This window comes from Dactylosporangium sp. CS-047395 (assembly GCF_050942185.1).
GTDB lineage: Bacteria > Actinomycetota > Actinomycetes > Mycobacteriales > Micromonosporaceae > Dactylosporangium.
The window spans coordinates 5,536,665-5,550,662 of record NZ_CP192015.1; the positions used below are offsets into that span (position 1 = coordinate 5,536,665).

General features: G+C 70.3%; 13 protein-coding genes. 12 read left to right on the top strand and 1 reads right to left on the bottom strand.

What is annotated here, in order from left to right; all coding sequences use genetic code 11:
* The first annotated feature begins 128 nt into the window (after window positions 1-128).
* The 11 genes from ACQP00_RS26130 to ACQP00_RS26180 all read left to right on the top strand — a co-directional run bounded on the left by ACQP00_RS26130 (window position 129) and on the right by ACQP00_RS26180 (window position 11,654).
* Complete coding sequence (locus tag ACQP00_RS26130; RefSeq protein ID WP_433223437.1) at window positions 129-1,292, top strand: LCP family protein; 1,164 nt, start codon at window positions 129-131, stop codon at window positions 1,290-1,292.
* 217 nt (window positions 1,293-1,509) lie between these two features.
* Window positions 1,510-2,655, top strand: coding sequence for an ROK family transcriptional regulator (locus ACQP00_RS26135; protein ID WP_433223439.1), 1,146 nt, complete (start codon window positions 1,510-1,512; stop codon window positions 2,653-2,655).
* Window positions 2,656-3,032: 377 nt separating this feature from the next.
* Window positions 3,033-3,809 carry an ABC transporter permease gene (locus tag ACQP00_RS26140; protein ID WP_433223441.1) on the top strand — a complete coding sequence of 259 codons (777 nt, stop codon included), beginning with the start codon at window positions 3,033-3,035 and terminating at the stop codon, window positions 3,807-3,809.
* A gap of 64 nt (window positions 3,810-3,873) precedes the next feature.
* Window positions 3,874-4,647 (top strand): ABC transporter ATP-binding protein, encoded by a 774-nt coding sequence (locus tag ACQP00_RS26145; RefSeq protein ID WP_433223443.1) that lies wholly within the window; start codon window positions 3,874-3,876, stop codon window positions 4,645-4,647.
* Window positions 4,644-5,633, top strand: a complete 990-nt coding sequence (locus ACQP00_RS26150) for an aliphatic sulfonate ABC transporter substrate-binding protein (RefSeq protein WP_433223445.1) — start codon at window positions 4,644-4,646, stop codon at window positions 5,631-5,633. Before ACQP00_RS26145 ends, ACQP00_RS26150 begins: the two co-directional genes overlap by 4 nt.
* A 23-nt stretch (window positions 5,634-5,656) precedes the next feature.
* The gene (locus tag ACQP00_RS26155) at window positions 5,657-7,117 is read left to right on the top strand and encodes a sulfatase-like hydrolase/transferase (protein WP_433223447.1); all 1,461 of its coding nucleotides are present in this window, start codon (window positions 5,657-5,659) and stop codon (window positions 7,115-7,117) included.
* Complete coding sequence (locus tag ACQP00_RS26160; RefSeq protein WP_433223449.1) at window positions 7,110-8,519, top strand: sulfatase family protein; 1,410 nt, start codon at window positions 7,110-7,112, stop codon at window positions 8,517-8,519. The genes ACQP00_RS26155 and ACQP00_RS26160 overlap by 8 nt, the downstream gene beginning before the upstream one ends.
* Window positions 8,516-9,430, top strand: a complete 915-nt coding sequence (locus tag ACQP00_RS26165) for a formylglycine-generating enzyme family protein (protein ID WP_433223451.1) — start codon at window positions 8,516-8,518, stop codon at window positions 9,428-9,430. Before ACQP00_RS26160 ends, ACQP00_RS26165 begins: the two co-directional genes overlap by 4 nt.
* A 7-nt stretch (window positions 9,431-9,437) precedes the next feature.
* Window positions 9,438-10,031, top strand: coding sequence for a hypothetical protein (locus tag ACQP00_RS26170; RefSeq protein ID WP_433223453.1), 594 nt, complete (start codon window positions 9,438-9,440; stop codon window positions 10,029-10,031).
* On the top strand, window positions 10,024-10,476 hold the full coding sequence (locus ACQP00_RS26175; protein WP_433223455.1) for a hypothetical protein: 453 nt from the start codon (window positions 10,024-10,026) through the stop codon (window positions 10,474-10,476). The genes ACQP00_RS26170 and ACQP00_RS26175 overlap by 8 nt, the downstream gene beginning before the upstream one ends.
* Before the next feature lie 176 nt (window positions 10,477-10,652).
* Window positions 10,653-11,654, top strand: coding sequence for a LacI family DNA-binding transcriptional regulator (locus ACQP00_RS26180; protein WP_433223987.1), 1,002 nt, complete (start codon window positions 10,653-10,655; stop codon window positions 11,652-11,654).
* Window positions 11,655-11,709: 55 nt separating this feature from the next.
* Here the strand turns inward: ACQP00_RS26180 and ACQP00_RS26185 are convergent, their stop codons facing one another.
* Window positions 11,710-12,696 (bottom strand): LacI family DNA-binding transcriptional regulator, encoded by a 987-nt coding sequence (locus tag ACQP00_RS26185; protein WP_433223989.1) that lies wholly within the window; start codon window positions 12,694-12,696, stop codon window positions 11,710-11,712.
* 305 nt (window positions 12,697-13,001) lie between these two features.
* Here ACQP00_RS26185 and ACQP00_RS26190 point away from each other — a divergent pair, with 305 nt between their 5' ends.
* A complete protein-coding gene (locus ACQP00_RS26190) occupies window positions 13,002-13,994 on the top strand; it encodes an ABC transporter substrate-binding protein (RefSeq protein ID WP_433223457.1) in 993 nt (330 codons plus the stop codon).
* Window positions 13,995-13,998 lie beyond the last annotated feature (4 nt).

The following is a 13,998-nucleotide window of genomic DNA, read 5'->3' on the forward strand; positions in this document are numbered from 1 at the left end:
AAATTCTGAGAAGAGCCTGAAACTGCAACCATCCGCTGTCCTGCATCCGTCTTCAGGTACGAAACACGGACGCACACTTCGGGGGGATATTGTGGCCCGCCGAGGGTCTGTTGGTGCCGGGGAGTGGTATGGCGAAGAAGCGTGGGAAGAAAGACCCGTTGTGGGCGCGTTTGTCCCTGATCGGAGGGGCATTCCTGCTGCTGCTCAGCGGGGGTTCGCTCGTCGGTGGCAATCTGTTGCTGAATCACTACAGCGACCAGATCACCCACGAGGGCGGCCTCGGCGATGCGGCGGCCTCGGGCGCGACCATCGACGGGCCGATCAACCTGCTCCTCGTCGGTATTGACGAGCGTGTTCAGAAGGAGGAGATGGGGGCGCGGGCCGACTCGATCATTGTCGCGCACGTGCCGGCGTCGCACGACGCTGTGTACCTCATGTCGATCCCGCGGGACACGAAGGCCGCGATTCCGCCGAGCAAGAAGACGAAGTACAACGGCGGGACTGACAAGATCAATGCGGCGTTCCAGTTCGGGTACCAGAACGGTGGCGGGCGGGACGGCGGGCTGGCGCTGCTGGCCGAGACGGTCAGCGGGCTGGCCGGCGGCGGGCTGAAGTTCAACGGTGCCGCGATCGTGAACTTCGACGGATTCTCGGGGCTGGTGAAGGCCCTGGACGGCGTGTACATGTGCGTCGACGAGAAGACCACGTCGATCCACACGGGGTGGAACACGAAGACGGGGGCGGAGGGCGTGCCGTACAACTTCAACGCGGACGGCATTCCGACCAGCCTCAAGCCGAACATGCGCCCGATGGTCTACGAGGTCGGGTGCCGTGACTTCGCCGCGTGGGAGGCCCTCGACTACGTGCGGCAGCGCGACAAGCTCGCCAACAACGACGGCGACTACGGCCGGCAGCGCCACCAGCAGCAGTTCATCAAGGCCATGGCCAAGAAGGCGATGAGCGCGGGCGTGCTGGCCAACCCGATCAAGGTCAACGAGATGCTCAACTCGGTGGGCAAGGCGGTGTCGTTCTACAACAACGACGTGTCGCTCGCCGACTGGATCTTCACGCTCAAGGGCGTCAACCCCGACGGCATGATGACCCTGCGCACGAACAACGGGCAGTTCAAGACCGAGATCATCAACGGGCAGTCGTTCGAGGTGCTGGACCAGACGGCGGTCGACCTGCTCAAGGCGTACAGCACGGACACGGTCGGACCGTACGTCGCGGCCCACCCGGAGCTGGTCGCGAACGACGCCGCCACCCCGGCGACCTCGCCCTCGACCAAGTAGCAACCCTTTGTAACGCCGCTTCGACCCGGCCGCCGTCCCGCGCGCGATCGAGTCCGAGCGCAGCACGTCCAAGAGCAAGCACCGCGTGCCGCGGCCCGATGAGGGTCGCGGCACGGTTGCGTTCGGCGGCCTAAATCATGTAATACCTATCTCATTAGCAGAGAATGATTCTGTCGGAGTGTTGACGGAAAAATTCGCCGATGCCTACCGTGTCAACGTGTCCGTTCAGGGAGTCCACGCGCTGGTCAGGCGCACGCACGAGGCGCGCGTCCTGCGCGTCCTGCGTGAGCACGGCGCCCTGAGCCGCGGCCAGATCGCGATCAAGGTCGGCCTCTCGCGTACCACGCTGTCGGAGATCACCGGCGACCTGCTCTCCCGCGGCGCGGTGGTGGTCGTCGATACCGACGCCGCCAAGCGGGCCGGCAGCGGGCGGCCGGCGGAGCTGCTGACCCTCGATCCGAGCTCCGGGCAGTTCCTCGGCGTCGATCTCGGCCACACCCGGGTCCGCATCGCGGTCGCCGACGCCGCACACGACATCATCGCGTCCGGGCACGCCGCCTATCCGGCCGAGACCGGCTGGGAGGAGCGGGTGGCGGCCGCGTTCACGCTGATCGACCGGGTCGGCGCGCGTACCGGCGTGAGTTTCCGGGCCCTGCAGGGCGTCGGCGTCGGGGTGGCCGGGCCCCGTGCGGCCGCGCCGGAGCTCGCGCAGCCGTTCGGGGAGCGGTTCGCCGCGCCGGTGGTCGTGGACAACAACACGCGCTTCGCCGGGCTGGCCGAGGCGATGACCGACGGGCCGGACGTGCACGACGTGCTGTACATCCGGCTCGCCGACGGCATCGGGGGCGGGCTCGTCGTCGGCGGGCGGCTCGTCGCCGGGGCGAGCGGGCTGGCCGGCGAGTTCGGGCACGTCACCGCCCAGCCCGGCGGCGAGCCGTGCCGGTGCGGCAAACGCGGCTGCCTGGAAACGGTGGCTTCCATCCCGGCCGTACTCCGCAGCTGCACCAAAGGCGGCCTGCCCACCGCCACCATCGACGAGTTCGAGTCGGCGCTCAGCCGCGGCGAGCCGGTCGCCGTGCGGGTCCTGGACGAGGTCGCGGCGGCCGTCGGACGGGTGGTGGCCAGCGCCGCCGTGGTGCTCGACCCCGCCCAGATCGTGATCGGCGGCCGGCTGGCCCGCGGTGCGCCCGCGTTCGTCCGGCGGGTCGAGGAGATCCTCGCCGGTGAGCTGTGTCCAGTCGGGGGCGCCCGGCCCGCGATCCGGGCCGCCCGCCTGGGGGACGACGACGGTGCGCTGGGGGCGATCGCCGCGCTGTTCCGGCAATCGCCGCTCCTGGACGGCTACCCCGAACCCGCCCGCTGAAGGACCGCGGCAACAACCCGGAAAGCCTCGGCAACAACCCGGAAAGCCGCGGCAACGAGACGGAAAGTTGCGGCAAAACCCAGGCAACGACGGCAACGACCGCGGCAACAAGACGGAAAACCGCGGAAACCCGGAAAGCAAGGAAACCGCGGAAAGCAAGGAAACCGCGGAAAGCCAAGGAAAGCGCGGAAAGCCAAGGAAAGCGCGGAAAGCCAAGGAAACCCGCAGCCTAGGCGCGGAAACGAGCAGGAAGGCCGCGGAAACGCGGAGGAAAGCCGCGGCAACGCGACGCGGCGCAGAAGGCGACACCACCCCGACCAGGTAGACGTCCGCGCGGACAGACGGCGCGGAACATGACACCCCCCGCAAGGAGTCAGATGAGCGCAGTACAAGCGCTGCCACGCGCCCGAAGGCGTGGCCGCCTGCTCGCGCTGAACATAGCGTCCGCACTGGCCGGCCTAGGCGTGTGGTGGTTGTGGTCCGCGACCGCCGAGAACGTCCCCACCCCCGCCGAGGTGGCCAAGCGCATGGGGGAGCTGTTCGCCGACGGCACCCTCGAGGCCGACATCCTCGCCAGCCTCCAGCGCGTGCTCATCGGCTTCGCGCTCGGCTGTGCCGTGGCGATCCCGGTCGGCTTCCTCATGGGCTGGTACGCGACCGCGCGGGCGGTGTTCGAGCCGTGGGTGCAGTTCTTCCGCACCGTCCCGCCCCTGGCGCTGATCCCGCTCGTCGTGGTGCTGCTCGGCATCGGCGAGGAACCGAAGATCTTCGTCATCTACGTGGCCGCGTTCCTGTCCTGCGTCATCGCCACGTTCCAGGGTGTCGTCGACGTGGACAAGACGCTCATCAACGCGGCCCGGGTGCTCGGCGCGCCGACCCGGACGATCTTCGCGCGGGTGGTGGTGCCGGCGTCGATGCCGTACATCCTCGTGGGCATGCGGGTCGGCCTCGGCTCGGCCTGGGGCACGCTCGTCGCCGCCGAGCTGGTCGCCGCGCAGGAGGGCCTCGGCTACCGGATGCAGAACGCCCAGATCTACGTCGACCGGCCGACCATCTTCGCCGCCCTGATCTGCATCGGCGTGCTCGGCCTCCTGATGGACCGCGTGCTCCTGCTGGTCGAGCGCCGCGCAACATCCTGGCAGGAGCGCCGATGACCAGCGTCAGCAAGAAACCAGGAGCGCCGATGACCAGCGTCAGCACAGAAAACCAGAAGCGCCGATGAGCAGCGACATCGCGATCACCAACGTAGCCAAGGTCTTCCCCTTGAAGGATAGGGCCTTCACCGCGCTCCAGGAAGTCAGCCTCACCGTCAACGCCAGCGAGTTCGTCGCCATCGTCGGCCCGTCCGGCTGCGGCAAGAGCACCCTGCTCAATATCGTGGCGGGTCTGGAGCAACCCACGAGCGGCGACGTCAGGGTCGGCGTAAAAGCGGTGCAAGGCCCAGGACCGGACCGCGGCGTGATCTTCCAGCAGTTCGCCCTGTTCCCGTGGCTGACCGTGCGCAAGAACGTCGAGTTCGGCCTGCGCACGGCCGGGGTACCGAAGCAGGAACGCCGCGCGAAGGCCGAGCACTTCATCGAGCTCGTAGGCCTGAGCCAGTTCGCCGACGCCCTGCCCAAGACTCTGTCCGGTGGCATGAAGCAGCGCTGCGCCATCGCCCGCGCGTACGCCGTGGACCCGCAGATCCTGCTCATGGACGAGCCGTTCGGCGCCCTCGACTCGCTCACCCGCGTCCGCCTGCAGGAGCAGCTCCTGCAGACCTGGAGCCGCGACCAGCGCACCGTCATGTTCGTCACCCACGACGTCGACGAGGCCGTCTTCCTCGCCAACCGGGTCGTCGTGATGGCGGCCGACCCGGGCCGGATCGTCGAGATCGTCGACGTCGGCCTGCCTTATCCGCGCACCGAGGACGTCCGGCTCGGCCCGGAGTTCGCCGCCCTGCGCAACCGCGTGTGGAGCGCGGTCCACCACCAGAAAGGAACCCCCTCATGACGTCCCGCCGCGCCTTCATAGGCCTCCTCGCCGGAACAGCCGTCGCCACGCTCGCCGGCTGCGGGGATGACAAGAACGAGACAAGCGGCAGCACAGCCAAAGTCACGTTCGGCTACATCGGCGACTACAACGGCAGCAGCCTCCCCGCGATCGCCAACAAGCTCAAGCTCTGGGAGAAGCACGGCCTCGAGGCCACCCTCAAGGTGTTCACCACCGGCCCGGTGCAGATCCAGGCGATGCAGACCGGCGACCTCGACTTCGGCTACATCGGCCCCGGCGCGTTCTGGCTCCCGGCGTCCGGCCAGGCGAAGATCATCGCGATCAACACGCTGGGCGGCGCCGACCGGGTCATCGCCCAGCCCGGCATCACCTCGATCGAGCAGCTGCGGGGCAAGAAGGTCGGCGTACCCGAGGGCACCTCCGGCGACATGATCCTGACCCTCGCCCTGCAGGCGGCCGGCATGACGAACAAGGACATCCAGCGCACCCCGATGGACGCGGCCACCCTCGCCTCGGCGTTCTCGGCCAAGCAGATCGACGGCGCCGGCTTCTGGTACCCGGCGATCGCCACCATCAAGAAGTCCGTCCCGAACCTCGTCGAGCTCGCCAACGACGACACGTTCAAGGACAAGGTCCAGTTCCCGAACGCGTACGTGGCCGGCAACAAGGCGGTCAGCGACCGGCCCGACGTGGTCAAGAAGGTCGTCCAGGTGCTGCGCGAGGCGACCGACTACCGGGCCGCGCACCGCGACGAGGTCATCGCCGCCGTCGCCGAGCTCACCAAGCAGCCGGTCGACGCGGTGAAGGCCGACGCCGACCTGAACAAGGCGATGACGACGCAGGAGCTCGACGCGCAGACCGCGGACGGCACGGTCGGCAAGTGGCTGGAGGCGATGGGCGAGTTCTTCCTCAGCGCCGGCAAGCTCAAGGAGAAGGCCGACCCGAAGTCGTACTACCTGGGCGACCAATGGACGGCCGCGAAGTGAGTCCCCGCAACATCCTGTTCCTCATGACCGACCAGCACCGGGTGGACACGCTCGGCGCCTACGGCAACCCGCTCGCGCGGACCCCGGTGCTGGACGAGCTCGCCCGCACCGGGACCCGCTTCGACCGCTGGTACACCCCGACCGCCATCTGCACCCCGGCGCGGGCGAGCCTGCTGACCGGGCAGGCCCCGTTCCGGCACAAGCTGCTGGCCAACCAGGAGCGCAACGTCGGGTACTCCGAGGACCTCCCCGACGGCACGTGGACGTTCCCGCAGGCGTTGCGCGACCGCGGGTACAACTGCGGGCTCGTCGGCAAGTGGCACGCGGGCACGGCCAAGACTCCCGCCGACTACGGCCTGGACGGCGTGCACCTGCCCGGCTGGCACAACCCGGTGGACCACCCCGACTATCTGGCCTACCTCGCCGAGCGGGGCCTGCCGCCGTATGAGATCAGCGATCGCATCCGCGGCACCCTGCCCAACGGCCAGCCCGGGAACCTGCTCGCGGCGCGGCTGCACCAGCCGGTCGAGGCCACGTTCGAGCACTACCTCGCCACCAGAACGATCGAGATGCTGCACCGGTACCGCGACGAAGGCGCCCCCTTCTTCCTCGCCCTGCACTTCTTCGGTCCCCACCTGCCCTACATCGTGCCGGACGCCTACTTCGACCTGGTGGATCCGTCCACCGTGGAGCTTCCGCGCTCGATCGCCGAGACGTTCCAGGGCAAGCCGCCGGTGCAGCGCAACTACAGTGCCCATTGGACCTTCGACACCATGCCGATCGAGGTGACGCGCAAGCTCATCGCGGTCTACTGGGGATATGTCACGCTCATCGACGAGCAGCTCGGCCGGGTCCTGGGCGCGCTGGAGGAGCTGGGCCTGACCGGCGACACCTCGGTCTTCTTCACCTGCGACCACGGCGAGTTCACCGGCGCGCACCGGCTGCACGACAAGGGCCCGGCGATGTACGAGGACATCTACCGCACGCCGGGGATCGTCCGGGTGCCGGGCGCCCCGGCGGGCCAGGTCCGCGACGAGTTCGTGTCGCTGACCGACTGCACCGCGACCATCATGCAGCTGGCCGGGATCCCGGCCGACGAGCCGGTCGACTCGCGCTCGCTGCTGCCGCTGGTGCGGGGGGAGTCGCCGGACTGGCCGCCGGACGTCGTGGCGGAGTTCCACGGCCACCACTTCCCGTACCCGCAGCGGATGTTGCGCACCGAGCGGTACAAGCTGGTGGTGAATCCGGACTCGACCAACGAGCTCTACGACTTCACGTTCGACCCCGACGAGCTGCTGAACCTGTACACCCTGCCCGAGCTGGCGGACGTCAGGAGCGCGCTGCTGCGCCGGCTGTACACGCTTTTGCGGGACCGGGGCGACAACTTCCACCACTGGATGGCCTCGATGTACGACGTCGGCGAGCTCGACCACGACCCGACGCTGAGCGGCCTGGACGAGTCGACGTATGCCGGCAATGCCTGAACCGCCGCCGGACATCGTCATGATCCTGACCGACGACCACGCCGCGCACGCGATCGGCGCGTACGGTTCGGTCGTCAACGCCACCCCGCGCATCGACGAGATCGCCCGGCTCGGCTGGCGGTTCGAGCACTGCTTCGCCACCAACGCGCTGTGCTCGCCGAGCCGGGCGTCGATCCTCACCGGCACGTACAGCCACGTCAACGGCGTCACGACGCTGGTCACGCCGATCGACGCGAGCCAGCCGACGTTCGTGTCGCTGCTGCGGGCGGCGGGCTACCGCACGGCCATGGTCGGCAAGTGGCACATGGGCGACGGTCCCGGCCACGACCCCCAGGACTTCGACTACTGGGACGTGTTCATCGAGCAGGGGGAGTACCACAATCCGCGGTTGCTCTCCGAGGACGGCCTGCGCACCGTCGCGGGCTATGCCACGGACATCGTCACCGACCTGGCCCTGGACTGGATGTCCACGGTGGACGACGCGCCCGTGTGCGTGCTCATCTACCACAAGGCCCCGCACCGCCCCTGGGAGCCGCCCGGGTCCGTCGACACCAGCCCGAAAGCCGTCCCGGGTACGTTCTTCGACGACTACGCCACCCGCACGTCGTCGGCGCGGCGGGCGGCGATGCGCATCGCCGAGCACCTGAGCCGCGAGGACCTCAAGACCGACCCGCCGCCCGGACTGTCCTATGCGGACGAGGCGTCGTGGAAGTACCAGCGGTTCATGGAGGACTACCTCGCCTGTGTCGCCTCGGTCGACGACAACGTAGGCCGGGTCGTCGACTGGCTGCGCGAGCGCGGGCGGTTCGCCGACACCCTGCTGATGTACGGCTCCGACCAGGGGTTCTTCCTGGGGGAGCACGGCTGGTTCGACAAGCGGTTCATGTACGAGGAGTCGCTGCGGATGCCGCTCGTGCTGTCCTACCCGCGCAAACTGGCCGCCGGGCGGGTGTTCGGCGACATCGTGACCAATGTGGACTGGGCCCAGACCGTCCTCGACGCGGCCGGGGTCGGCCACCACCCGCGGATGCAGGGCCGCAGCTTCTGGCCGGACCTGCTCGGGCGTCCGGAGGAGCCGCCGGCGACCGGCATGTACTACCGCTACTGGGAGCACGACGACGTGTTCCATAAGGCGCCCGCGCACTACGGCTACCGCACCGCCACGCACAAGCTCATCTACTTCTACAACGACGGCCTCGGGCTGCCCGGCACGGGATCGTTCACCTATCCGCCGGAGTGGGAGCTGTACGACCTGATCGCCGACCCCACCGAGACGCACAACGTGTACCACGACCCCGCCTATCAGGCCGTGCGCGAGGAGCTGACGGCGGCGATGTGGCGCGAGCAGGCCCGCCTCGGCGACACCCCGCACCCGTCGCAGCCCCGGCCGGCCGGGACATGAGCGCCGCCTGCTGCCAGCCCGGCGAGCCGGCCCGGGAGACAACGCCCTCCATCGTGGACCCGGGCGGCGTCCACCTGGTCGAGCAGGTCGCGGTACCGGCGCAGACCTTCGCCATGGGTGACGCGCACGGCGACGGCGCGCGACCCGACGGCGAGACGCCGGTGCACGCGGTCCGGCTCGACGCGTTCAGCATCGACGCCACCGCGGTGACCGTGGCCGACTTCGCGCGGTTCGTGGCGGCGACCGGCTACCGCACCGAGGCCGAGACGTTCGGGTACTCCGCCGTCTTCCACCTCTTCCTCGCCGCCGACGACGCCGACGTGCTCGGCCGCCCGCCGCAGACCCCGTGGTGGCTCGGCGTGCGCGGCGCCGACTGGGCCCACCCGTTCGGCCCGGGGTCCACCGTGGACGGCGCCGAGGACCACCCGGTCGTGCACGTCTCCTGGAACGACGCCCGCGCCTACTGCGCGTGGACCGGGCGCCGCCTGCCCACCGAGGCCGAGTGGGAGTGCGCCGCCCGCGGGGGACTGCCCGGCCGGCGCTACCCGTGGGGCGACGAGCTCGACGCGGGCCGCTGCAACATCTGGCAGGGCACGTTCCCGACCGAGAACACCGGCGACGACGGGTACGCGGCCACCGCCCCGGTGCGCACCTACGCCCCGAACGGCTACGGCCTGTGGCAGCCGGTCGGCAACGTGTGGGAGTGGTGCGCCGACTGGTTCGACCCGGGCTGGTACGCGCGGTCCCCAGTGGACAATCCGACCGGCCCCGCCGGTGGACCGGGCCGGGTGCTGCGCGGCGGGTCCTACCTGTGCCACGACTCCTACTGCAACCGGTACCGCAACAGCGCCCGCTCCTCGAACACCCCCGACTCGTCGATGGGCAACGCCGGGTTCCGCACGGTGGCATGATGCCCGGATGGATCGCTTCCTCGCCCACCTTCCCATCGGCGCCGAGCCCGTCCCGTTCGACGGCAGCGGCATCCCCGGCTGGGAGATCTTCCCCTTCGAAGGCGACCTGCGGATCAAAACCCTCGAGCCTCCGGTACTGCCCGAGCCTCCCCGGGACGGCGAGCACGGCCCGGACACCTGCCGCACCTGCGCCGACCCCATGCACGGCGCGATCTGGTCGGACGAGCACTGGGTCCTGCGCCACGCCGGCGGCCCGACCGCCGTCCCGGTCGTCGTGCTGCTCTGGCCGCGTGCCCACCACGACTTCGCCGACCTCCCGGCCGGCCTGGCGGCCGAGCTCGTCCCGCTGCAGCAGCGCGTCGAGCGGGCCATCCACGCGCTCGGCGGCATCGCCCGCGTGCACATCTCCAAGGTCGGCGACGGCGCCGGCCACATGCACTGGTGGTTCGTGGCCCGCCCGGAGGGCCTGATGCAGCTGCGTGGCTCGTGTCTCGTGCTGTGGGACGACATCCTGCCCCGCCAGCCCGAGGAGACCTGGCACGCCGTCCTGCACGAGCTCGCCGCGACCCTGGCCGCCGACGGCGGCACGGCGCATGCCTGAGCTCGTCGGCGCCCTCGACACCACGGTCCTCGTCGACCACGGCACCTTCGACCTGCTCGACGACGGCGGCCCGCAGCACCCGGCGGCCGACGGCCTCGGCCCGGCGCGCTGGCTGGGCACCGGCGCCAACGCGGTGACCGTGTACAGCCCGGCCGCCTGGTCCCACGTCGGCGGCCTGCGCCTGGAGGTCTGGGACGGCCCGCCGCCGCCCGAGGACACCTGGGCCGACCGTCAGGAGGGCGCGGCCCGGTTCGACTCCGGCCTGGTGGAGGTCAACCCGCTGGTCGACGGGGGCGAGGACGAGGAGTCGCTGGAGGTGGAGCCCGGCGCGTACGGCGTGCGGGCGTACGTCGCCGGCCGCGCGGAGCTGCTTGCCATCCAGGACGAACCGGACGCCGACCTCGACGGCATCGAGCGCTACCTCGTCCAGCTGTGGCCGGTGTAGCGGCTGGGAGCGGTACCAACTCGTTGTTGCCCAGCAAAGGCCCGAGGGCGCATCCACCGAACGGGCAAACCCGTGACCGGCACCACGCCGCCCGTCGCACGCGGGCATATCGTGGCAGCGCTAACATCATCATCGGGGGTGACATGAGGGCAACCAGCCACAATCGGGCCGCCGTGATGAATGATGTCGCGCGGCTCGCCGGCGTTTCGCATCAGACGGTGTCGCGCGTCCTCAACGACCACCCCAGTGTCAGCCCGGCGACCCGCGAGCGGGTCCTCGAGGCGGTCCGGCAGCTCAACTACCGGCCCAACGCCATGGCCCGCGGCCTGGCCGGGCGGCGGTCGCGGGTGGTCGGCGTGGTCTCCTTCGACACCATCCTCTACGGGCCGGCGTCCACGCTGCTGGGCATCGAGCACGCCGCCCGCGCGGCCGGCTACGGGGTCAGCATCGTGACCCTCGAGCGGGTCGACCACACCGGGATGGTGTCGGCGCTCAGCGCGCTCGCGGACCAGTCGGTGGCCGGCGTCGTGGTCATCGCGCCGCAGACCGCGGCCGCGGCGGCGCTGCACAACATGCCGCTCGGGATGGCCGCCGTCGCCGTCGAGTCGGACGTGGGCGGGGAGATCCCGGCGATCTCGGTGGACCAGGTGACCGGGGCCCGGATGGCGGTGCGGCACCTGCTGGAGCTCGGCCACCGCAAGGTCTGGCACCTGTCCGGGCCGCGGGACTGGCTGGAGACGCACGGGCGCATCGAGGGCTGGCGCACGTCGCTGGAGGAGGCCGGGCTGGCCGCGCCGCCGCTCATGACGGGCGACTGGAGTGCGCGCTCGGGGTACAACGCGGGCCTGGAACTGGCCGGGCGGGACGACGTGACGGCGGTGTTCGCCGGCAACGACCAGATGGCGCTCGGCCTGATGCGGGCCTTCCACGAGCGCGGGATCCGGGTCCCGGACGACATCAGCATCGTGGGGTTCGACGACATCCCCGAGGCCGAGTTCCTGTCACCGCCGCTGACCACGATCCGGCAGGACTTCGACGAGGTCGGCCGGCGGTGCATCGCCGCGCTGCTGCGGGTGATCGAGGCCGACCTGCGCGAGGGCCCGGACCGCCCGTCCCCGGACCCGCGCGTCGAGCCGACCCTGATCGTCCGGGCCAGCACCGCCCCGCCCAGCGCCTGAGACCCGGCACCGCGACCACTCCGGGTACCGCAACCGGTCAGCGGGCCGCGACCGGTCAGGGCGCCGCGTTCGCGGACGCTCGCACCACCAGGTGCGGTGAAAGATGCACGGGCCCGGGGTCCGGCGCCCGCTCCCCGGCCAGCCCGGCCACGAGCAGTTCCACGCTGCGCCGGCCCAGCTCCGCGAAGTCCTGGTGGATCGTGGTCAGCGGCGGCAGGAAGAACCCCGACTCCGGCGTGTCGTCGAAGCCGACCACGCTGACCCGCGCCGGGACCGGCCGCCCGGCCTCGTGGAACGCGCGCAGCACGCCGAGCGCGATGTGGTCGTTGCCGGCGAACACCGCCGTGACCCGGGTGTCGGCCGCCAGGTGCTGGCCGCGCAGGTACCCCGACCGCGCGCTCCAGTCGCCCGGCTCGATCGGCGGCACCGGCGCGCCGGCCGCGTGCAGGGTCTGCCGCCAGCCGTCGATGCGGTCGCGGGCCTCCGGCCAGTCCGCCGGACCGGGGACGTGGTGCACCGTCTCGTGGCCGAGTTCGAGCAGGTGGCGGGTGGCCAGGCAGGCGCCGCGGACGTTGTCGACGCGCAGCATCGGCACGTAGCCGTCGTCGGCCCCGCCCACCCCGATCGTCGGCGTCCCGGCCGGGACCTGGGTCAGCGCGTCGGCGACCGAGTTCTTCGGGGCGATGGCGATGATGCCCTCGACGGCCTGCGCGCACAGCTGCTCGACGGCGTCGAGGACCGCGTGGCGCTCCAGCGAGCGCACGGTGGCGATGCTGACGTAGTACCCGGCCTCGCGGGCCGCCTTCTCGATGCCGTAGATCATCGAGGCCGGGCCGGCCAGGGTGGTCTCGAAGCCGATCAGCCCGATGGTCCGCGAGCGGGACGTGACCAGGGTGCGGGCGGCGAGGTTGCGGCGGTAGTTGAGCACCCGGACCGCGTCGAGCACCCGCTCCCGCGTGGACGCGCTCACGTTCGGCAGGTCGTTGAGGACCCGCGACACCGTCTGGTGCGAGACGCCGGCCAGCCGGGCCACGTCGCGCATGCCGACCTTGCGCAGCGGCGGGTCGACGGCGTCCAGGTCAGGACCGGTGCCCGTGTGCGCGACGGGACCCGGCCGTCCGCGGTCCGGCCCGATGACAGCTGCAGCCACGGAGTGTCTCCTTCCGGCAACATCTCGGCCGCCGCTACTTGACGCCCGGGATGAGAACGCTAACACTCCTGAAATACAACCGCGACGGCCAATGCATTGGGGCCGCACGCGGGATCAGGTCACCGCCTCACACCCCTGGCGTGTGGCCATCTGCTTGTAGATGTGAACGTTCACGCTATCTCGAAGGGACAGACGCAGTGCTGAAGAGATGGTCCGCTGCCGTACTCGGCGGCGTGCTCCTGCTCGGCGCGCTCGGCGCGTGCGGTGGGGAGAAGGAGGGCGACTCCGCTCCCGGAGCCGCCAAGGACGACGGCAAGATCACCATGGGCTTCGCGCAGGTCGGCGCCGAGAGTGGCTGGCGCACCGCGAACACGAAGTCGATCCAGGACGCCGCCGCGGCCGCCGGCATCGACCTGAAGTTCTCCGACGCGCAGCAGAAGCAGGAGAACCAGATCAAGGCCATCCGCAACTACATCGCGCAGAAGGTCGACGTCATCGCCTTCTCGCCGGTGGTGGAGTCGGGCTGGGACACGGTCCTCAAGGAGGCCAAGGACGCGAAGATCCCGGTCATCCTGACCGACCGCGCGGTGGACTCCAAGGACACCTCGCTGTACAAGACGTTCCTCGGCTCCGACTTCGTGGTCGAGGGCAAGAAGGCCGGCGACTGGCTGGTCAAGGAGTACGCGGGCAAGACCGACCCGGTGAACATCGTCGAGCTGCAGGGCACCACCGGCTCCGCCCCGGCCAACGACCGCAAGTCGGGCTTCGCCGACGCGATCAAGGCCAGCCCGAACCTGAAGATCATCGCGTCGCAGACCGGTGACTTCACCCGGGCCAAGGGCAAGGAGGTCATGGAGGCCTTCCTGAAGGCCAACCCGAAGATCGACGTGCTCTACGCGCACAACGACGACATGGGCCTGGGCGCGATCGAGGCGATCGAGGCGGCCGGCAAGAAGCCCGGCGTCGACATCAAGATCATCACGGTCGACGCGGTCAAGGACGGCATGACCGCGCTGTCGGTCGGCAAGATCAACTACATCGTCGAGTGCAGCCCGCTGCTCGGCCCTCAGCTCATGGACCTCGCCAAGAAGGTCGTCAAGGGCGAGACGGTCGAGCCGCGCATCCTCACCGTGGAGACCACGTTCACGCAGGAGCAGGCCAAGGCCGCGCTGCCGGATCGCAAGTACTGATCGA

Bases quoted from the DNA above. Each gene is read 5' to 3' on its own strand.
- ACQP00_RS26130 (WP_433223437.1), top strand. From the start codon at position 129: ATGGCGAAGAAGCGTGGGAAGAAAGACCCGTTGTGGGCGCGTTTGTCC.
- ACQP00_RS26140 (WP_433223441.1), top strand. From the start codon at position 3,033: ATGAGCGCAGTACAAGCGCTGCCACGCGCCCGAAGGCGTGGCCGCCTG.
- ACQP00_RS26145 (WP_433223443.1), top strand. From the start codon at position 3,874: ATGAGCAGCGACATCGCGATCACCAACGTAGCCAAGGTCTTCCCCTTG.
- ACQP00_RS26150 (WP_433223445.1), top strand. From the start codon at position 4,644: ATGACGTCCCGCCGCGCCTTCATAGGCCTCCTCGCCGGAACAGCCGTC.
- ACQP00_RS26155 (WP_433223447.1), top strand. From the start codon at position 5,657: ATGACCGACCAGCACCGGGTGGACACGCTCGGCGCCTACGGCAACCCG.
- ACQP00_RS26160 (WP_433223449.1), top strand. From the start codon at position 7,110: ATGCCTGAACCGCCGCCGGACATCGTCATGATCCTGACCGACGACCAC.
- ACQP00_RS26165 (WP_433223451.1), top strand. From the start codon at position 8,516: ATGAGCGCCGCCTGCTGCCAGCCCGGCGAGCCGGCCCGGGAGACAACG.
- ACQP00_RS26170 (WP_433223453.1), top strand. From the start codon at position 9,438: ATGGATCGCTTCCTCGCCCACCTTCCCATCGGCGCCGAGCCCGTCCCG.
- ACQP00_RS26175 (WP_433223455.1), top strand. From the start codon at position 10,024: ATGCCTGAGCTCGTCGGCGCCCTCGACACCACGGTCCTCGTCGACCAC.
- ACQP00_RS26180 (WP_433223987.1), top strand. From the start codon at position 10,653: ATGAATGATGTCGCGCGGCTCGCCGGCGTTTCGCATCAGACGGTGTCG.
- ACQP00_RS26185 (WP_433223989.1), bottom strand. From the start codon at position 12,696: ATGCGCGACGTGGCCCGGCTGGCCGGCGTCTCGCACCAGACGGTGTCG.